The 19,351-nt window shown below is 71.3% G+C and carries 14 protein-coding genes and 2 riboswitches; of the genes, 4 read left to right on the top strand and 10 right to left on the bottom strand.

Annotated elements, in window-relative coordinates; genetic code table 11:
* Window positions 1–3: 3 nt before the first annotated feature.
* The 8 genes from ACZ79I_RS28155 to ACZ79I_RS28120 all read right to left on the bottom strand — a co-directional run bounded on the left by ACZ79I_RS28155 (window position 4) and on the right by ACZ79I_RS28120 (window position 9,364).
* Entirely contained in the window at window positions 4–1,326 is a 1,323-nt protein-coding gene (locus ACZ79I_RS28155; protein ID WP_471500638.1) for an ABC transporter ATP-binding protein, read from the bottom strand.
* 23 nt (window positions 1,327–1,349) lie between these two features.
* Complete coding sequence (locus ACZ79I_RS28150) at window positions 1,350–2,447, bottom strand: ABC transporter ATP-binding protein (protein WP_471500636.1); 1,098 nt, start codon at window positions 2,445–2,447, stop codon at window positions 1,350–1,352.
* Window positions 2,444–3,442, bottom strand: a complete 999-nt coding sequence (locus ACZ79I_RS28145; protein WP_471500634.1) for an ABC transporter permease — start codon at window positions 3,440–3,442, stop codon at window positions 2,444–2,446. The genes ACZ79I_RS28150 and ACZ79I_RS28145 overlap by 4 nt, the downstream gene beginning before the upstream one ends.
* A gap of 110 nt (window positions 3,443–3,552) precedes the next feature.
* On the bottom strand, window positions 3,553–5,346 hold the full coding sequence (locus tag ACZ79I_RS28140; protein ID WP_471500632.1) for an ABC transporter substrate-binding protein: 1,794 nt from the start codon (window positions 5,344–5,346) through the stop codon (window positions 3,553–3,555).
* 67 nt (window positions 5,347–5,413) lie between these two features.
* A complete protein-coding gene (locus ACZ79I_RS28135) occupies window positions 5,414–6,421 on the bottom strand; it encodes an ABC transporter permease (protein WP_471500630.1) in 1,008 nt (335 codons plus the stop codon).
* 320 nt (window positions 6,422–6,741) lie between these two features.
* Window positions 6,742–7,542 carry an enhanced serine sensitivity protein SseB C-terminal domain-containing protein gene (locus ACZ79I_RS28130; RefSeq protein WP_471500628.1) on the bottom strand — a complete coding sequence of 267 codons (801 nt, stop codon included), beginning with the start codon at window positions 7,540–7,542 and terminating at the stop codon, window positions 6,742–6,744.
* Between the two features lie 288 nt (window positions 7,543–7,830).
* Window positions 7,831–8,622, bottom strand: coding sequence for an enhanced serine sensitivity protein SseB (locus tag ACZ79I_RS28125; protein ID WP_471500626.1), 792 nt, complete (start codon window positions 8,620–8,622; stop codon window positions 7,831–7,833).
* Between the two features lie 67 nt (window positions 8,623–8,689).
* Complete coding sequence (locus tag ACZ79I_RS28120; protein WP_471505282.1) at window positions 8,690–9,364, bottom strand: AAA family ATPase; 675 nt, start codon at window positions 9,362–9,364, stop codon at window positions 8,690–8,692.
* A 170-nt stretch (window positions 9,365–9,534) separates the two neighbouring features.
* A riboswitch (glycine riboswitch) is annotated at window positions 9,535–9,634 on the top strand.
* A riboswitch (glycine riboswitch) is annotated at window positions 9,635–9,747 on the top strand. It abuts the riboswitch before it with no gap.
* 67 nt (window positions 9,748–9,814) lie between these two features.
* Here ACZ79I_RS28120 and gcvT point away from each other — a divergent pair.
* From gcvT to ACZ79I_RS28100, 4 genes are all read left to right on the top strand, one after another.
* On the top strand, window positions 9,815–10,933 hold the full coding sequence (gene gcvT, locus ACZ79I_RS28115) for a glycine cleavage system aminomethyltransferase GcvT (protein WP_471500624.1): 1,119 nt from the start codon (window positions 9,815–9,817) through the stop codon (window positions 10,931–10,933).
* 109 nt (window positions 10,934–11,042) lie between these two features.
* A complete protein-coding gene (gene gcvH, locus ACZ79I_RS28110; protein ID WP_471500622.1) occupies window positions 11,043–11,420 on the top strand; it encodes a glycine cleavage system protein GcvH in 378 nt (125 codons plus the stop codon).
* 15 nt (window positions 11,421–11,435) lie between these two features.
* Window positions 11,436–12,695, top strand: coding sequence for a serine hydroxymethyltransferase (gene glyA, locus ACZ79I_RS28105; protein WP_471500620.1), 1,260 nt, complete (start codon window positions 11,436–11,438; stop codon window positions 12,693–12,695).
* 174 nt (window positions 12,696–12,869) lie between these two features.
* Window positions 12,870–14,237: an L-serine ammonia-lyase gene (locus tag ACZ79I_RS28100; protein ID WP_471500618.1), complete on the top strand. Its 1,368-nt coding sequence runs from the start codon at window positions 12,870–12,872 to the stop codon at window positions 14,235–14,237.
* Between the two features lie 76 nt (window positions 14,238–14,313).
* Here the strand turns inward: ACZ79I_RS28100 and ACZ79I_RS28095 are convergent, their stop codons facing one another.
* On the bottom strand, window positions 14,314–18,345 hold the full coding sequence (locus ACZ79I_RS28095; RefSeq protein WP_471500616.1) for a CHAT domain-containing protein: 4,032 nt from the start codon (window positions 18,343–18,345) through the stop codon (window positions 14,314–14,316).
* Window positions 18,342–19,349 carry a hypothetical protein gene (locus ACZ79I_RS28090; RefSeq protein WP_471500614.1) on the bottom strand — a complete coding sequence of 336 codons (1,008 nt, stop codon included), beginning with the start codon at window positions 19,347–19,349 and terminating at the stop codon, window positions 18,342–18,344. The genes ACZ79I_RS28095 and ACZ79I_RS28090 overlap by 4 nt, the downstream gene beginning before the upstream one ends.
* Window positions 19,350–19,351: the final 2 nt, after the last annotated feature.

The raw sequence follows: 19,351 nt of genomic DNA, 5'->3' as shown, positions 1-19,351 counted from the left end.
GCGCTATTTGCCGGTCGGCTCCTGGCCGTCGGCCGCGGCCTCCTCCTCGGCGGCCGCCGGCTCCTCGGCGGCTCCCCCAGCGGTCGCGGACCGCTCGGAGGACGCCTCGGCCGGCTCCTCCGCGGAAGCCTCCGCCTCGTCCGGCTCCTCCGCGGAAGCCTCCGCCTCGGCCTCCACCTCCGCGGCCACCGCCGCCGACGTCTCCGCCGACTCCGCGAGGACCTCGTCGGCCACCAGCTTCGCCGCCTCCTTGGCGTCGGACAGCAGCACCGTGTCCTGCGGCGCCTGGTCCTCGAAGTTCTCCGGGTGGTGGCAGGCCACCCGCTGCCCCGGCTTCAGCTCCAGCAGTTGCGGCTCGGTCGTCCGGCAGATCTCCGTCGCCTTCCAGCACCGCGTGTGGAAGCGGCAGCCGCTCGGCGGCGCGATCGGCGAGGGGACGTCGCCCTGGAGCAGGATGCGCTCGCTCTTCGCCGTCTTGCGCCTCGGGTCCGGGATCGGCACCGCCGACATCAGCGCCTTGGTGTACGGGTGCATCGGCGCCCGGTACAGCGACTCGCGGTCGGCGAGCTCGACGATCTTGCCGAGGTACATCACCGCGATCCGGTCCGAGACATGCCGGACGACCGAGAGGTCGTGCGCGATGATCACGTACGTCAGGCCCAGTTCCTCCTGGAGGTCGTCCAGCAGGTTCACCACCTGCGCCTGGATCGACACGTCCAGCGCGGAGACCGGCTCGTCGGCCACGACCAGCTTCGGGTTGAGCGCGAGCGCGCGGGCGATGCCGATGCGCTGGCGCTGGCCGCCGGAGAACTCGTGCGGATAGCGGTTGTAGTGCTCGGGGTTGAGACCCACGACCGACAGCAGCCGCTGCACTTCCTTCTTGATGCCGCCCTCGGGCGTGACGCCCTGCAGCCGGAAGGGGGCGCCGACGATCGTGCCGATCGTGTGCCGCGGGTTCAGCGACGAGTAGGGGTCCTGGAAGATCATCTGCACATCGCGGCGCAGCGGTCGCATCCCGCCGACACCCAGGTGCGTGATGTCCCGGCCCTCGAACTCGATCGTGCCGGCGGTCGGTTCGAGCAGCCGGGTGATCAGCCGGCCCATCGTCGACTTGCCGCAGCCGGACTCGCCCACGACGCCGAGCGTCTCACCGGCCTTGACCTCGAAGTCCAGACCGTCGACCGCACGCACCGCACCGACCTGCCGCTGGAGCAGGCCCTTGCGGATCGGGAAGTGCTTCTGAAGCCCGGTGACCTTCAGCAGGGTCTCACCGGGGGCGGCGTCCTTGGTGAGGGTCGCACCGCCGCTCTGCGCAGGAATCGTCACTGCCGCGTCTTTGGGGTTCTCGCTCACAGCTTCGGCGCAATCTCTTCGGTCCAGATACGCTCCCGCTGCTCCTGCGTCAGGTGGCAGGCGGCCCAGTGCCGGCTGCCGACCTCGGTCAGCTCGGGCCGGACCGTGCGGGTGACGTTGTCCTTCGGGATGTCGGCGTACGGGCAGCGCGGGTTGAAGGCGCAGCCGGACGGGATGTTGATGAGGGAGGGCGGGGAGCCCTTGACCGGGATGAGGCGGTCCTGCTGCTCGCGGTCGAGGCGCGGCATCGAGCCGAGCAGGCCCCAGGTGTAGGGGTGCCGCGGCTCGTAGAACACCTTGTCGGCCGGGCCCCGCTCGACACAGCGTCCGCCGTACATCACCAGGATGTCGTCCGCCAGTTCGGCGACGACGCCCAGGTCGTGGGTGATGATGATGACCGCGGAGCCGAACTCCTTCTGCAGGTCGCGGATCAGGTCGAGGATCTGCGCCTGCACGGTCACGTCGAGCGCGGTGGTCGGCTCGTCCGCGATGAGCAGCTCGGGGTTGTTGACCAGCGCCATCGCGATCATCGCGCGCTGGCGCATACCGCCGGAGAACTCGTGCGGGTAGCTGTCGACCCGCTTGTCCGGCTGGGGGATGCCCACCCGGTCGAGCATCTCGATCGCCCGCCTGCGGGCGGTCTTCTTGTCGACGTCGTGGTGGATGCGGTACGCCTCCACGATCTGCTGGCCGATCGTGTAGTACGGGTGCAGCGCGGACAGCGGGTCCTGGAAGATCATCGCCATCTCGCGGCCGCGCAGCTTGCGCACGTGGTCCGGGTCGGCGGACAGCAGCTCCGTGCCGTCCAGCCAGATCTCGCCGGAGATCTGCGCCTTGCGCTTGCCGTACTGGCCGGCGGTGTGCAGGCCCATGATGCCGAGCGAGGTCACCGACTTGCCGGAACCCGACTCGCCCACGATGCCGAGGGTCTTGCCCTTCTCCAGCTGGAAGCTGAGCCCGTCGACGGACTTGACCAGACCGTCGTCGGTCGGGAAGTGCACCTTCAGGTCGCGCACTTCGAGGAAGGCGCTCGGCGCGGGCGCACCGCTCGTGGGCTCGCCCACGGCCGATCCGCTCTTGCTGAGTTCGGTCATGCGAGCCTCACTCGGGGGTCGATCACGGCGTACAGGACGTCCACCACGAGGTTGGCGATCAGCACCGCGAGAGAAGTGATCAGGGTGACGCCCAGGATGATGGGCAGGTCCTGGTTCCTGATGGCGTCCAGCACGGCCCGGCCGAGACCGGGCAGGTTGAACGTGGACTCCGTCAGGATGGCGCCGCCGATGAGCGCGCCGAGGTCCATGCCGAGCATGGTCAGGATGGGCGTCATCGTGGAGCGCATGGCGTGCTTGCCGATGACGACCTGCTCCTTGAGGCCCTTCGCGCGCGCCGTGCGGATGTAGTCCTCACCGAGGATCTCCAGCATGGTGGCGCGGGTGATCCGGGCGTACATCGCCGCGTACAGGAACGCGAGGGTGATCCAGGGCAGGATCATGCCGCCGAACCAGCCGCCGAAGCTCTGGTCGAGGGGCACGTACTGCGCGTCGATCCACTTCAGGCCGAAGGCGAAGATCGCCAGGCTGAGCAGACCGGTGAAGTAGATGGGGAGGGAGACACCCGCGAGGGCGACGACCATCGCACCGCGGTCCCAGATGCTGCCCCGCTTGAGCGCGGAGAGCACACCCGCCGCGACACCGAAGACCAGCCACAGCACGGCGGCACCGAGCGCGAGGCCCAGGGTCACCGGGAAGCGGTCGGTCAGCACCGGCCAGACGGCCTGCTCGCTGCGGAAGGAGTAGCCGAAGCACGGGGCGGCGCACTGGGTCACGTCCCCGCCGCCCGAGTAGGTGCGGCCGACGAAGATGCCCTTGAAGAACTCCCAGACCTGGGAGTAGATCGGGTCGCCGAGTCCGAGCTTCTGCCGCACCGCCTCGACGGCGGCGGGGTCGGCCTGCTTGCCCACGAAGCTCGAGGCGATGTCCACGCCCGCCCACTTGGGGACGAGGAAGAAGATGCCGAAGACCACCATGACGATGACCACGAGCATCACTGCGGCGGCGAACAGCCGCCTGATGAGGTAAGCGAGCACAGCTAACGGCCCGCCGCGGACCGCGGGCCATCGGAGGTCGTCCGATGGCCCGCGCTCACGCCGCGCCGGCCTTCACCTGCCTTTCGTGCCGTACGGCGGGTGTGCCGGGTTTACTTCGCGGACTTCAGACCGAGGTTGACGAAGTCGTACATGCCGCTGTAGCCGTCGGTCGTGTAGACGTTCGCCAGGTTGTCCGAGCGCCAGTTGATGAACTTCTCGAAGACGAAGGGCAGGTAGTAGCCGCCCTCCATGACCTTGTGGTTGATCTCCGTGGAGATCTTGGTCTTGGCGGCGTCGTCCAGGGTGTTGACGTACTGGTCGAACAGGCCGTCGATCGCCTTGTCCTTGATCAGCGCGTAGTTGGAGTTACCGCTCGGCAGGATGTACTTGCTGTCCCACAGCGGCAGACCGAAGCCCTGGACGGACGGGAAGTCCGGACCCCAGCCCATGATGATGATGCCGTAGCCCTTCTTCGCGACGTTCGCGGGGCTGCCGATGATGCCGGTGGTCTGCGAGCCGTCGTACTGGTCGATCTGCGCGGTGATGCCGACCTTCTTCAGCGACGCCTGCAGGGACTGGGCGGTGGCCACCTCGACCGGCTTGTTGTTGCGGACCGCGATGGTGGTCGAGAAGCCGCTGGGCTTGCCGCAGGCCTTCAGCTCTTCCTTGGCCTTGGCGACGTTGCCGTTCTTGTTGGCGCCGGCGAGCTCGTACGGGTCGTACTTCTGGCCCTCGGCACCCGCGACGGACGGGGGCAGCATGTTGGTGCCGATGTCACCACCGGCGACCGGGCCGCCGCGGGCGGTCTGCAGCGACACGTGGTCGGCGCCGTAGATCACGGCCTTGCGGCAGTGCTCGTTGTCGAACGGCTTCACGCTCTGCGGGAAGACCGCGTAGCGGATGTAGCCGGAGACCGGGTTGTCCAGGTTGCCCTTGTGCTCCTTCAGGGCGGTGGTGCGGCCCTGCGGCGACATGCCGGTCTGGTTGATGTCCAGGTCCAGGTCGCCGTTGAGCAGGCGCTGGTCCAGCTGGTTGGCGTCCGAGAAGAACTGGACGGTGATCTTGTCCGGGTACGCCTTGCGGATCGGGTCCGAGGACTGCTTCCACTGGGTGTTGCGGACCAGCGTCAGGTTCTTGCCCGGGCTGTACGACTGGAACTTGTACGGACCGGAGGAGAAGGGGTGCAGACCGTACTTGGACTTGGTGTCCATGTCCTGGCGGACCGGGGAGGCCGAGACCAGGGCCAGCATCTCCTCGAAGTCCGAGTTGGCCTGCGGGATGTGGAAGACGATGGTCTTGTCGTCCGGCGTGTCGATGGCCTTCAGGCCCAGCTTGTCCTTGCTGGTGTCCTTGTAGGGGCCCTTGTACTCGCCCTTGGGGTCGAGGACGTCCTTCAGGTACACCGGGCCGCCGGACAGCACGTCCTGCGCCCACACGCGCTCGATGCCGTACTTGATGTCCTTGGACGTGACCGGCTTGCCGTCCTCCCACGTGACGCCGTCACGCAGGGTGTACGTGTAGGTCTTGCCGCCGTCGGTGACCTTGGCGAGCCCGGTGGCGAGGTCCGGGGTCAGCTCGGCACCGGCCTTGCCCGGCTGCGTCTGGTTCGTGACGAGCTGGCGGCTGTAGTAGCGGGCGAAGTTCCACATGAAGCCGTAGTAGCCGCGCGTGGTGTCCCACGAGTCGGCGTCCTGGGCGCCGCCGAACTTCAGCGTGCCACCCTTCTTGGCCGCGGAGGCCTGGGCGACCTTGTTGTTGGCGGCGTCGAAGCCGGCCGCGCCGGTCTTCGACCCGCCGCCGTTGTCATTGCCGCCGCCGCACGCCGCCGTGGTCAGCAGCGCGGCGACCGCGGCAGCAGCGGCCAACGCCTGCTTACGCCGCCCTGAGGTGCGTTGGGTAGTCACGATCTCGGATCCTCCGGATTGATGAGAGACCCCGTGCAAGTGCCACGGGACGCTTGGTGTACGGCAGTCAGCGGGAGCCCTTCGGGTCCAGCGCGTCCCGCACGCCGTCGCCGAAGAGGTTGAAGGCAAGAACGGTGATGAAGATCGCCACACCCGGGACCACCATGTACATGGGGTCCGACTCGTAGTAGTCGATCGCGCTCGAAAGCATCTGCCCCCAGGAGGAGGTGGGCGGCTTGACGCCCACGCCCAGGAAGCTGAGTGCCGCCTCGGTGAGGATGTTGGTGGGGATCATCATCGTCGTGTAGACGATGATCGGCGCGACGAGGTTGGGCAGCAGCTCCTTGAACAGGATGTAGAACCGCCCCGCGCCCAGCGATCGGGCGGCCTCGACGTACTCGCGCTCGCGCATCGAGAGCGTCTGGCCGCGCACCACGCGTCCGATGTAGGGCCAGCCGAAGAAGCCGATGACCAGGATCATCACGAACACGCGCACGCTGGACCCGGTCAGGCCCAGCATGTTGTTCGGCATGACGGAGACCAGGGCGATCGTGAACAGCAGCTGCGGGAAGGCCAGCAGGCCGTCCATCACGCGGCTGATGAGCGAGTCGACCCAGCCGCCGAAGAAGCCGGCCAGGATGCCCAGCACGGTGCCCAGGACGACGGCGACCATGGCGGACAGGAAGCCCACCAGGAGCGAGACACGGGCGCCGTAGAGGATGCGGGCGAAGATGTCGCGGCCGTTGACCGGCTCGACGCCCAGCAGGTGATCGCCGCTGATGCCGCCCAGCGAGCCCCTCGGGGTGCCGAACAGCGGGTCGATCAGGTTCTCGTGGTAGGCGTCCGGATCCTGGCCGACCAGGTGTGTGATCACCGGGGCGAGCAGGGCGAGCGCGATGAGCACGAGCACGACGACGCCGCCCGTGAGGGCGAGCTTGTCCCGCTTGAGGCGCTCCCAGGCGATCCGGCCCAGGGAACGCCCCTGTACGGCCTTCACCCCGGCGCTGGCAACCGCAGCCTCCTCGGCAGCGCTCGGGGCCGCTTCCGCGGTCGGCTCGTGCAATGGTGCCGTCATGTGGCAGGGACCCCTCTCAACCGGCGGTGGCCGGCCCGCACTCGCCGCGGTAGCGGCGTCTTCAGTCCGTCGTACGAAGGGGTGAAGCACCCCTGGAGCGGGAGTCTTCAACGGTTCTGCGATCTGTTGCCAGACTTGGCGGTGAATGGATGCGTAAACGTGATGCGAGCAGGAGGGTTCCGTTATCCGGACAGTGGGTAACGCGGGGCGGACGAGAGCGAAAGGGACACACAGGGCGAAATCCGCCCCATCCACCCTCATCTACGCGCGAAGAGACGCTGCCACCGCCGGACACGTCCGAGGACCGGGAACCGTCCGGGTCAGTATGCGCCAGGGACGGGCGGATAGCCGTAGCCGCCGACCGCGGGGGCCTGGGCCGGTGCCGCGTGGGCCTCGCGGTCGTAGAAGGGGCGGGCGCGGGCGCGGAGCCACATCGCGACCGGGTCGTACTCGTCGGACATCACGACGGTCGACACCGGCAGTCCCTCGGGAACGGCGACGACGGACTGCTGCATCATCGCGCGCACCGAGTCGACGGCGGGCGGCGAGGTGTCGTACACGTCCAGGCCGATCGCCAGGTACGGCGCCCCCAGCGCGGGCTGCACCCAGGCGCGGCGCAGTGAGCGCACGGCGGGCGTCCGGTGCGCGTTCTGCGCGAGCAGGGCGTAGAACTGCGGGATCTCGATGGCCGGTTCCGACAGTCTGAGGGGCCCCGCGGGCTGGCGCTCCAGGCCGGTGGCGATGCGGCGCAGATCCAGCCAGGGGATGCCGACGCCGCCGCCGGGCGCGTGCGGGTTCAGCCAGAGGCCGTAGTGGTCCGGGTAGAGGGTGCGGGCCACGTCGAGGCCGTCGACCACCTCGTACGAGCGGTTCCAGCCGCTGGCCGACAGTTCCTGAGCGGAGGTGACACAGGGGGCGTAGCCGTGGCCGCCCACCTCCATGGTCCCGTACTGGGCGTCGGGCGAGCCGGCCTGGCCGTGCCACAGCAGCATCCAGACCTGGCCGGACGACGGGGTCGCCAGCACGTGAAGGAGCGCCTCGTAGGCGTCGTAGCGCCCGGGCGTCACCTGGCGCAGCATGTGCTCGACCTGCCCGGCCGCGGCCGTGCCCGACGCGCTCACCCTCTACCGCCCCTTCACGACAAACCCGACAGTCCCCACGGATGTCTCCCGCGCGTTGCGCGCGGATGTCAGCCGCACCACCCCGACCGGGCCATTCTCCACTGTCCGGGAGCCGACCCGGCCCCCGGCCGGGAGCGCCTCCCGCTCCGGTCATGAAACCAGGTTACGGCGCGCCTGCGACAGCAACGCGACGCGCGACGCGCCGCCGTGGGCCGCGCCGCGCCCCGCCCTGGGGGCGCGCCGCCCCCCCCGCCGCCGGCCGCGTGCCGTCCACCGCCGGCGGGCCGTTCAGTGACCGCGCTGGTAGAACGGCCGCACCCGCTCCCGCAGCCAGTCGCCCACCGGGTCCTGGACCATGTCCAGGAACACCATGTTCACCGGCGTCTTGACCGGCACCTTGCCGAGCGCCCGGCCGAGTGCCTCCAGCGGAAGCGCGTGCGGGTCGGCCTCCGTGGAGGCGAGTTCGACTCCGATGAACATGACCGGGTCGGCCGTCTCGATCACGGCCAGGCAGCGGCGCGCGGTGACCACCACACCGGTCCCGTCGAACTCGGCCGACGCGGCGGCGAGGAAGTCCACCGGGTCGTCCTGCCAGTCGGGTTCGAACAGGCGGACGCGGCCGCCGCTCGCCGGGCCGTCGAGCGGGGTGCGCCCGGCCCGGCACAGCTCGGCCACCGCGTCCGGCGGCAGCGGCACCCCGACCACGCCGCCCGGGTTGACCGCGATGCCGGCCTGCGGGGGCAGCCCGCGGGCGAACTCGGCGGCGGGCGCGATCGTGTACGACATGTGGTGGCCGACGGCCTGCCGGAACTGCTCCTCCGAGCTGAACACCGGCACGTACGCCTGGCCCTCGATGTCCAGGGTGGGCAGGTCGAGGGGGCCGCTGTGCGGGCCGCCGCCGTCCGGCAGCGGCACCCAGAGGAAGCTGCGGCCGAGGACCTCGAGGATCCGGCCGGCGGCCGAGGGGACGCCGAGCGAGGCGGAGAGCACCTCCTCCAACTCGTTGCCCGGCCATCCGCCGTGCGGATGGGGGTGCGCCTGTGCGGGGAAGTCCGCGGGAAGATCCGCCGGGAAGTCCATCTGCCTACCGCCTGCTCAGAACCACTGCTGTGGCTGGAAAGGCTAACGCCTGCGCGCCCGGGGCCGGTCAGCCGGCGAAACCGATCCGGCGCAGGGTGTCGGTCGCGTCCCGGTCGAGCAGGACCGCCGAGCCGCAGCCCCGCGGCAGACGGCCCCGCTCGACGGAGCGCAGCAGCCGCCGCGTCGCCCGGCGGTGCCTGAGGAACGCGTAGCGCGAGACACCGCGGCCGCGGCTGCGCTGGCCCGCCAGGGCCGTGTCCGCGCCGACGTCGAGCACGAGCAGGTGCAGCGTGCCGCCGCGGCGGCGGGCCTCCCGGGCCAGCCAGCCGCGCACCCACGCCTGCGTACCGCAGTCGTGCACGACCACCGCCGTGCCCGCGCGCAGTGCGCGGCGCAGGCCCGCGTAGTGGGCGAGGCGGACGAGGGGGCGGTAGACCGCGTAGGGCAGGACACCGGCCAGGCGGGTGTCCCAGCGGTCGCGGGTGTCCTGGGAGTCGATGCGGGTGCCCCGCACGGCGCGCCGCATGAGCGTGGACTTGCCGCTGCCGGGCAGCCCGGTGACCACGACGAGGTCGGCCGCGCCGAAGGTGAGCCCGCGCGGGCTGCGGCCCGTGCGGTCGCGCAGATCGCGGACCACGGCCGCAGGCAGCGGGCCGCGGTTCTCCAGGGCCGTGGCTCCGGGCTGCTTGTGCACCGCGACGCCCGAGGTCGTGGCGTATGCCGTGGTCCTGTTCACCGTGATCGTCCTCCCTTGGGGCCGGGACGTACCTGTCCCCGTCGAGCGTAAAGAGAAGGTAATGCACGGTGTCTCGCGTTTTCGTGCCCGTAGCGCCACAAGCCGGTTACAGATGCGGCCTGCCACGAGCGGGCGCGGCATGCGATGATGAGCGCGCCAACTGCATACCGGCCGCTTGAATCCGCGCGGGAGAGTTCCGGGTACCGACATGTGCCCGGGCGCCGAAGGAGCAAGTCCCTCCCTTGAATCTCTCAGGCCCCGTACCGCGCGGGCGAGGCACATCTGAAAAGCGGGCCGCTGACCAGTGGCTCCACCCAAGGTGCAAGCCGTGACGACCCGCCGCGGGAGTCATGGCGAACCTCTCAGGTTCCGATGACAGATGGGGAGGAACGACCCCGTCCTCCCCACGCCCGGCTCCGCCGCGCGGGGGACTCCATCGCCCTGGGAGCACAACCGATGAGCAGCAGCCCCCCGCGCCGTACCGCGCTCGATGCCCTGCATCGTTCGCTCGGCGCGACGATGACCGACTTCGCCGGCTGGGACATGCCCCTGCGGTACGGCTCCGAGCGCGAGGAGCACGTCGCCGTCCGGACGAAGGCGGGTCTCTTCGACCTCTCGCACATGGGCGAGATCACGGTCACCGGACCCGGGGCGGACCGGTTCCTGGACCACGCCCTGGTGGGCAGCATGTCCTCCATCGGCGTCGGCCGCGCCCGCTACACGATGATCTGCCGGGAGGACGGCGGCATCCTCGACGACCTGATCGTGTACCGGCTGGCGGAACAGGAGTACATGGTCGTCGCCAACGCCTCCAACGCCCAGGTGGTGCTGGACGCGCTGGTGGAGCGCTCCTCCGGCTTCGACGCCCGGGTCCGCGACGACCGGGACGCCTACGCCCTCGTCGCCGTCCAGGGCCCCGAGTCCCCCGGCATCCTGAAGTCCCTGTCCGATGCCGACCTGGACGGCCTCAAGTACTACGCGGGCCTGCCCGGCACGGTCGCCGGCGTCCCGGCGCTCATCGCGCGCACCGGGTACACCGGCGAGGACGGCTTCGAACTGTTCGTCGCCCCCGAGCACGCCGAGAAGCTGTGGCAGGCGCTGACCGAGGCGGGCGCGCCCGTCGGCCTCGTCCCGTGCGGGCTGTCCTGCCGGGACACGCTGCGCCTGGAGGCGGGCATGCCCCTGTACGGGCACGAGCTCAGCACGTCCCTGACTCCTTTCGACGCCGGGCTCGGCCGGGTCGTGAAGTTCGAGAAGGAGGGCGACTTCGTGGGGCGCGCGGCGCTGCGCGAGGCCGCCGAGCGGGCCGCGCAGAACCCGCCGCGCGTGCTGGTCGGCCTGGTCGCGCAGGGCCGGCGGGTCCCGCGGGCCGGGTACCCGGTCGTCGCCGGTGGCGAGGTGGTCGGCGAGGTCACCTCCGGTGCCCCCTCCCCCACGCTGGGCCGGCCGATCGCCATGGCGTACGTCGACGCGGCGCACTCCGCGCCCGGCACCACCGGGGTCGCGGTGGACATCCGGGGCAGCCACGAGCCGTACGAGGTCGTGGCGCTGCCGTTCTACAAGCGCCGCAAGTAGACACTGGGCGCGGGCCGGACGTGCCACCGCGCCCGTCCGCCCTGCTCACGAGCACCTCCAGCAGTCCCCCACTCACCACCCCTCCCGCGCGTACAGGAGAATCCAGGCCATGAGCAACCCCCAGCAGCTGCGTTACAGCAAGGAGCACGAGTGGCTGTCGGCCGCCGAGGACGGCGTCGCGACGGTCGGCATCACGGAGTTCGCGTCCAACGCGCTCGGCGATGTCGTGTACGTCCAGCTCCCGGAGGTCGGTGACACCGTGACCGCGGGCGAGACCTGCGGTGAACTGGAGTCCACCAAGTCCGTGAGCGACCTCTACGCCCCGGTCACCGGCGAGGTCACCGAGATCAACGAGGACGTCGTCAACGACCCGTCGCTGGTGAACTCGGCCCCGTTCGAGGGCGGCTGGCTGTTCAAGGTGCGTGTCACGGAGGAGCCGGCCGACCTGCTCTCCGCCGACGAGTACGACGCCCACACCGCCGGCTGAGGAGCCGTGGCACACATGTCCGTTCTCAACACGCCCCTGCATGAGCTCGACCCCGAGGTGGCCGCCGCGGTCGACGCCGAGCTGCACCGTCAGCAGTCCACCCTCGAGATGATCGCCTCGGAGAACTTCGCCCCGGTCGCGGTCATGGAGGCACAGGGCTCGGTGCTGACCAACAAGTACGCCGAGGGCTACCCCGGCCGCCGCTACTACGGCGGCTGCGAGCACGTCGACGTGGTCGAGCAGATCGCCATCGACCGGGTCAAGGAGCTCTTCGGCGCGGAGCACGCCAATGTGCAGCCGCACTCGGGCGCCCAGGCCAACGCGGCGGCGATGTTCGCGCTGCTGCAGCCCGGTGACACGATCATGGGTCTGAACCTCGCGCACGGCGGGCACCTGACCCACGGAATGAAGATCAACTTTTCCGGCAGGCTCTACAACGTGGTGGCCTACCACGTCGGCGACGACGGCGTCGTCGACATGGACGAGGTCGAGCGCCTGGCCAAGGAGTCCCGGCCGAAGCTGATCGTGGCGGGCTGGTCCGCCTATCCGCGCCAACTGGACTTCGCCGCCTTCCGCCGGATCGCGGACGAGGTCGGCGCCTACCTCATGGTCGACATGGCGCACTTCGCCGGCCTGGTGGCGGCGGGCCTGCACCCGAACCCGGTGCCGCACGCCCATGTCGTCACCACGACGACCCACAAGACGCTGGGCGGTCCGCGCGGCGGTGTGATCCTCTCGACGTCCGAGCTGGCCAAGAAGATCAACTCCGCGGTCTTCCCGGGTCAGCAGGGCGGTCCCCTGGAGCACGTGATCGCCGCCAAGGCGGTCGCGTTCAAGGTCGCGGCCTCGGAGGAGTTCGGGGAGCGGCAGCGGCGGACGCTGGAGGGGGCGAAGATCCTCGCCGGGCGCCTGGTCCGGGACGACGTCAGGGCCGTGGGTGTCGACGTGCTGTCCGGCGGCACCGATGTGCACCTCGTCCTGGTCGACCTGCGCAACTCCGAGCTGGACGGCCGCCAGGCCGAGGACCGCCTCCACGAGGTCGGCATCACGGTCAACCGGAACGCGATCCCGAACGACCCGCGCCCGCCCATGGTGACCTCCGGCCTGCGGATCGGCACGCCCGCCCTGGCCACCCGCGGCTTCTCGGCCGAGGACTTCACCGAGGTCGCGGACGTCATCACGGAGGCGCTGAAGCCGTCCTACGACGCGCAGGCGCTCAGGGCCCGGGTGAAGGCCCTGACCGACAGGCATCCGCTGTACCCCGGTCTGAAGTAATTTCGCACGCTTTCTGTCGCACATACGTCCGGGGCACCGCGCACACTGGTGGGTGAGCGCGGTGCCCCGCCTCATGAACCACTCGTCCATCCCTCCCCCTCCGGGCGCCTCGCGCCCCCGGATCCCAGCTCCCACGACGGACAACGGCGTCCGTCGAGACCCTAGGAGACCTCCGTGGCCATCTCGGTCTTCGACCTGTTCTCGATCGGCATCGGCCCGTCCAGCTCCCACACGGTCGGCCCCATGCGGGCGGCGCGCATGTTCGCCCGCCGGCTGCGCAACGAGGGGCTGCTGGACTCCGTCGTGTCGCTGCGCGCGGAGCTGTACGGCTCCCTGGGCGCCACCGGCCACGGCCACGGCACGCCCAAGGCGGTGCTGCTCGGCCTGGAGGGCGCCTCACCGCGCACGGTGGACGTGGAGACGGCCGACGACCGGGTGGAGGCGATCAAGGAGTCGGGCCGGATCCGGCTGCTCGGCGAGCACGAGATCGCCTTCTCCTTCGACGACGACCTGGTCCTGCACCGCCGCAAGGCCCTCCCCTACCACGCGAACGGCATGACCCTGTGGGCGTACGGCGCCTCGGGGGCCGAACTGCTGTCGAAGACGTACTACTCGGTGGGCGGCGGGTTCGTCGTGGACGAGGACGCGGTCGGCGCGGACCGCATCAGGCTGGACGACACGGTCCTGAAGTACCCCTTCCGCACCGGCGACGAGCTGCTGACGCTGGCCCGCGACACGGGCCTGTCCATCTCCTCGCTGATGCTGGAGAACGAGCGGGCCTGGCGCACCGAGGAGGAGGTCCGCACCGGGCTGCTGGAGATCTGGCGGGTGATGCGGGCGTGCGTGGCGCGCGGCATGTCCCGCGAGGGCATCCTGCCGGGCGGCCTGAAGGTGCGCCGCCGGGCCGCGGTCACCGCCCGGCAGCTGCGCGCCGAGGGCGACCCCACCGCCCGCGCGATGGAGTGGATCACGCTCTTCGCGATGGCGGTCAACGAGGAGAACGCGGCCGGCGGACGGGTCGTGACCGCACCCACCAACGGCGCCGCGGGCATCATCCCGGCCGTCCTCCACTACTACATCGACTTCGTGCCCGGCGCGGACGAGGACGGGGTGGTCCGCTTCCTGCTCGCCGCGGGCGCCATCGGCATGCTCTTCAAGGAGAACGCCTCCATCTCCGGCGCCGAGGTCGGCTGCCAGGGCGAGGTGGGCTCGGCCTGCTCGATGGCGGCAGGCGCCCTGGCGGAGGTGCTGGGCGGCACGCCGGAGCAGGTCGAGAACGCGGCCGAGATCGGCATGGAGCACAACCTCGGCCTGACCTGCGACCCGGTCGGCGGCCTGGTCCAGATCCCGTGCATCGAGCGCAACGGTATGGCCGCGGTGAAGGCGGTCACGGCGGCACGGATGGCGATGCGCGGCGACGGCTCGCACAAGGTCTCGCTGGACAAGGTCATCAAGACCATGAAGGAGACCGGGGCGGACATGAGCGTGAAGTACAAGGAGACGGCCCGGGGCGGGCTGGCGGTGAACATCATCGAGTGCTGAGTGCAGAGGGCCCGAACGGTACGGCCCTGGCGGCGGTCGCGAGCCATCCGGACGGTCCCCCGCACGCCCGGTCTGGCTACGGCCCCATGTGCACCATGGCGGCGCGGGCGAGCAGCGCACGGCCGGAGCCGGCCTCATCCGCGCGCCGCAGGGCGTAGTGCAGCGCCCGCGCCGCGAGGTCCGGATGCAGTCCCCCGCCGGAGTCCGAGAGCGCTTCGTACACATGGCCCGCGATGCGGGTGGCGGTGTCGTCTTCGATCCTGCCCAGCACGGCGATCACATGGCGATAGCCCGCGGCGTGAAAGCACGCGGCGAGTGAGGGGCCGCCGCCCGCGATCGCGGCGCCGGGACCGGCCGTGTTGTCGGCCGACAGATAGGCCAGGGCCCCATCCTCGACCAGGCCCTCGGGAAGGGGGCTCCGGCCGAACGCCCCGTCGCCGGCATCCGGTCGGGGCGCACCGTCGGCGAGGTCGCCGGGCCCGATGTAGTGGACGAGCGGATGGACGGCGAGTTCCGCCCTGACCCTCGCGGCCGTGGCGTCGCCGCCGCTGAGGAGCGTGACGCCGGGGACGGTACGGCGGATCTGGTCCAGTTCCCCGGACCCGTAGGACGTCCCGGGTTCGATCACGACGAGCAACGGCCCGGTGGTGCCGACGGACGTGTACCTCTGCCGCACGTCCCACGACCGGGCCTCCACGAGTGCCCGGATGCCCGGCGTGTAGGAGTGCACCGCGTAGTCCATGGCCGCGTTGCCCGGACCCGCCGCATGCAGGGGCAGCAAGGCGAACGGGCCGGTGGGGCACCACCAGATCCTGGATAGAACCGCCTCGGGCGGCTGCGCCGACCGGTGGAGCGGTTCGGTGTCCTCCGCGCTCTCCGGTGGCCGGCGGTGGTCAGGGGCCCTCAGGGGCCGGGCGGGTCGGTACGCGGTTGTCAGTCCCGCGGCTGTCAGCACCGGTCGCACCACCGTGAACCACAGCCGTTCGAGCAGACTCGACGCTTCGGCGGCCCGCGGCGCCCGGCTGCGGTCGAGCGCCAGGCCGCGGTAGCGCTCCGCCTGTTCGGTGACGTCGGCCAGGTCGGGCAACGGCACCGACGAGATCCCCTGGCGCGTGACGATCAGTGCGTCACAGCGGCGGGCGGCCGCGTTCAGAACGACGAGGGGACCCTCCACCGCGGCTGCGATCATCTCGCCAGCGGGCATCGAGGTGAAGAGGTGCTCGAAGCCAGGAGTGGCCCGGATCGCCGCGACCAACCGGTCCGCCTGGGCCGCCACCCGGCGCCTGTGGAGCAGCGCCGGCGGTTCGGCCGCTCCGGTCTCCAGGTTGAGCAGCGCCCACAGCCACCGCAGCTCCGCCGCGAGGCTCGGTGCCATCCCGGCCGGCCGGTCCACCTCGGCGCGGGACAACGCGGTCCGGGCGGAGAGCAGCGAGCCGCGCTGTTCGAGGAACGCCAGCGCGCGTTCGGGTTCTCCCGTCTCGAGCGCGCAGGCGGCGGCCTCCCCACAGCGTTCGGCCCACTCCTGCACGACGTCCCCATGGGCGTCGCCGGACAGCAGCACGAGCGCCGGGATTCCTTGGGTGGCCTCCTCGTGACTGCGGATGAAGTCGCCGAGAGCTCCGAGCCGCAGGGCCAGCCTGCCCCACAGCAGCGCGGCCCTCAGCCGCAGCACAGGGGAGGCTTCCGGGCTTCGCGCGACCTCTTCCACCTGGTCCGCCGTGGTGCGCAGTTCCGACCCCGGGACGCGATACCCCGCCTCGGCGCGCACGGCGATGGCCGCTGCGCGCACCAGCAGCACCTCGTCGGCGCGGAGCCCGGCCTCCAGCGCGTCCCGCCATCCCGAGCCCAGCACGTCCAGCGCCCGGCCGGCATCCACCTCCGAAGACCACAGCGCCGCCCGCTCCAGCAGGACCGAGCCGAGGGCGATGGCATGATCCGCCCGAACGGAGGGTGACACGAGCCGGAAATCCTTCGGGGCGCGGTCGAGGACGCTGATGGCCTCGTCGAGGAACGCCTGGGTACCGGTCGCCTTGTACTGCCGTTGCAGCGAGTCGGCGAGCCGGGCCCGTGCCGTGTGCCACTGCGCCGACCCCGGTCCGGCGCTGAGGCCGCGCGTGGCCTCCCGGGCGGCCACGACGGCGCGATCGAGATCGGCCTGCTCCCCGTACTCGTGATGGGCTGCGACCAGGCAGCGGTTCAGGCAGCTGAGGGCGGCGCGCCGCCACACGGACGCCTTCGGCAGCAAGTCCACGGCCTTCAAGACGAGTTCCCGTGCCCGGTCCAGGTCCGCACGCTCGCTCAGCAGCCGGAACCGCAGCCGCAGTACCTCGGCGAGGTCGACCTGCAACCGGGCGCTCTGCAGCCGTGCCTTCGACGGCACCATGTGGAGCGCGGTCTGCAGCCATTCCGCGGCCGTGTCGAGTCCGACGCGGTCGCCGTCCGTGCGGAACCGGGCCAGGGACACGGCGGCGAGAACCGCTCGTGCCTCTGCCCGCTCCGACTCGCACCGCTCGGGCTCGCGGCTGAAGTAGGCCAACATCTCGGCCCGTTCGAGGTCGGCCGCCGTCCACGTCGTCTCGTACCGCGCAAGATGGATGCGGGCCAGCGGCAACGCCACGGCCGTGGCCACCTCTGCGCCGCGGTCCGCCCACTCGGCGACGTCCAGGGCGCGCCGCAGATGGTTGCCGTGGGCACCCGCCTCGTGCAGCGCCAGATGGGTACGCAGCAGTTCGGCGGCGAGGCGGTCGGTGTCCCCGTCGGTCACCGGCGGCCGTGCACGGCGCGCCGTGTGCGTCAGGTGCCGCCGCGCATGGCGTTCGAGGGCCTTCAGGGCCTCGTTCAGTTCGGAGATGTCCTCGCTGTACGCGAAGAGTTCGCGGTGCGCGGCCCCGTACGTGGTGTCGGCCCGAAGGATCGCGCCGCCATCGGCGTCGGCGAGCGTCCGCACCTCGTTGCTGATCCGGACGGCACGGTTGAGGGCCTGCGGCCTGCCGAGGTGGAGACCACTCAGGTACTGCGCCTCGGCCGCCAGGACGCCGAGTTCGGGAAAGCGCCGCGGGGGGTATCCGTCGCGCAGGGCGTTCTCGGACAGCCGGACCGCCCTGGTCAGCGCCTCGTAGTCGTCCTGGGCACAGAACCGGCGGATGAGGTTCCGGAGCTCCTGCACCATGCCGAGAGCCGCCTGCGCCCTGATCTCCCCCCGCTCGGGCAGCACCTCCCGCTCGGGTGCCCTCTGCGGCGTGCCCGCAGCCGGGTCCCGGACGCGCCGTTCGATCGCGTAGACGTGCCCGGCGCCGGTACGCAGCTCGACCGCGCCGCCACCCGCCTCGATGCGGGCAACGGTCCCGCCCGCGACCTGGACGGCATGGCTCCCGGCGTCGGTAACCACCTCGACGATGCGCGGATGCGTGTCGGGAACGAGGATCGCCATGGCACCGGGCCCCTCGACGTCTCCGAGCAGCAGACCGCCGTCCGCCTCGCGGAGCACCCCGAGCCGCGTCTGTGCGACGGCCGGCACGATCGATGCGACCGCGTCGAGAGCCAGATCCGGCACGGTGCCGGGGTCGAGGGACGGGGCATGAGCACGGGCCGCGTTGGCCAGGCTCCACGCGGCCGCGGTCGAGCGGGTCTCCGCGGGCAGCCGCTGCCACGACTCCGCGAACCAGCCGGCCAGGCCCGTGCGGTTCTCCCGTACGAGCGCGTGCAGGGCCCGGCCGAGGTGGCGTGAGGCGGCGTCGGTGTCGCCGTTGATGCCGAACCAGGTGATCTGTTCCTCGAGGAACAGCGCGGGAGACAGATCGCGGTGGAACGCGGAGACCACCTCCGTGACGCGCCCCAGGCGGGGATTGTCCCGCAGGTTCCGCACCAGGCCCGCCCGCAGGTACGGCAGGCATTCCGGCAGCAGGGCGATCGCCTCGGGAGTACGGGCGCCCACCCAGGCGCAGAACCACAGGTCGGCCTCGGCACCGGCGTCGAGATGCGGCAGGATGCGAAGTCGCACCGCCCGGATCAGCTCGGGTTCGATGCGGGTGGCGAAGCTCAGGGCCATGGCGAGTTCGAGAGCGCCCGGCGGCGGCGGGGGCGGCAGCTTCCGGAGCGGTTCGCTCATGGCGTCCTCCGTCTCACGGTCACACCGGTCCGGCCCGCGGTGGTGACGCGGTCCCACGTCACCACGGGCAGGAGCCGCGACATCCAGGTGGGCCGGCGTTCCGGCGGATACGGGGACAGCGCCACGACGGGGCAGCCGGCTCGCGTGACGCAGGTGACGAACTCCTCCCAGTCCCGGCGTGTGCCGCCGGTGCGGTCGTGTGCCGGGCCCCCCAGGCCGAGGTCGGACAGGAGCAGGACGCGGGTGTCGCGGGCCGGGGGCTCGTACGGGGTGCGCGTCCAGCGTGCGCCGGGTCCCGTTCCTCGTTGCGGAACGCCGGAGAAGTAGCCGACGTCGACAAGGCCGGCGCCGACGACCGCGCGGATCCGGGCGACGAGGTCGTCCTGGTCACGCCGGAACGGCTGCATGCCGATGCTCCGGTCGACCAGGACCTGCACGCCGAAGCGCAGGGTCGGCACGGGGCGGCGCGGCAGCCGGGTGACGGGGCGGCCGTGCGCCAGCGTATCGATCAGTGCCGGGATGTCGACGGGGCCCTCGTCGACCTGGCGGGAGAGGGCCGCCCTCAGGATGGAGGCGGTCCACCGGGGTTCCAGGAGAGTCAGGTGCGGCAGCGACACCCGCCCGGGAGCCGGACCGGCGAGGGGTTCGCCCGGTTGCGCGGGCGCGTCGGCCGGTTCGGTGCGTATCGGTTGCAGCAGGGGCAGTCCGTCCACTGCGGCATTCGGTTCCGGCCGATGCGCCTCGTCGGCGTGCGGCTTGGGCGGATCCGCGTCGGGAGCCGGTGGCGGCGGCTCGGCTGCGTGCCGGGGGGCCGCTTGGGCGTGCGGGGCCTTGGAATGAGCCCCTGACGGGGACATCGAGGCGCCTGCGGTCCGCGGGGTGTCGGACGGCGGTGCGACGGATCCCTCGTAGCCGAGCAGGTGCAGGACTTTTGCCTGCTCCCTCTCGTCCCGGGCCACGGCGAGGGCACGGACGACGTCGCCGATCCAGATCCGCGAGCGCACGG

This window comes from Streptomyces sp. PSU-S4-23 (assembly GCF_055632315.1).
Note: the sequence above shows the minus strand (reverse complement) of the source record. Positions and strands in the feature narration are given on the sequence as shown.

Coding starts and splice junctions, on each gene's coding strand:
- glyA (WP_471500620.1), top strand. CDS start 11,436: ATGTCCGTTCTCAACACGCCCCTGCATGAGCTCGACCCCGAGGTGGCC.
- ACZ79I_RS28135 (WP_471500630.1), bottom strand. CDS start 6,421: ATGACGGCACCATTGCACGAGCCGACCGCGGAAGCGGCCCCGAGCGCT.
- ACZ79I_RS28095 (WP_471500616.1), bottom strand. CDS start 18,345: ATGAGCGAACCGCTCCGGAAGCTGCCGCCCCCGCCGCCGCCGGGCGCT.
- ACZ79I_RS28150 (WP_471500636.1), bottom strand. CDS start 2,447: ATGACCGAACTCAGCAAGAGCGGATCGGCCGTGGGCGAGCCCACGAGC.
- gcvT (WP_471500624.1), top strand. CDS start 9,815: ATGAGCAGCAGCCCCCCGCGCCGTACCGCGCTCGATGCCCTGCATCGT.
- gcvH (WP_471500622.1), top strand. CDS start 11,043: ATGAGCAACCCCCAGCAGCTGCGTTACAGCAAGGAGCACGAGTGGCTG.
- ACZ79I_RS28125 (WP_471500626.1), bottom strand. CDS start 8,622: ATGGACTTCCCGGCGGATCTTCCCGCGGACTTCCCCGCACAGGCGCAC.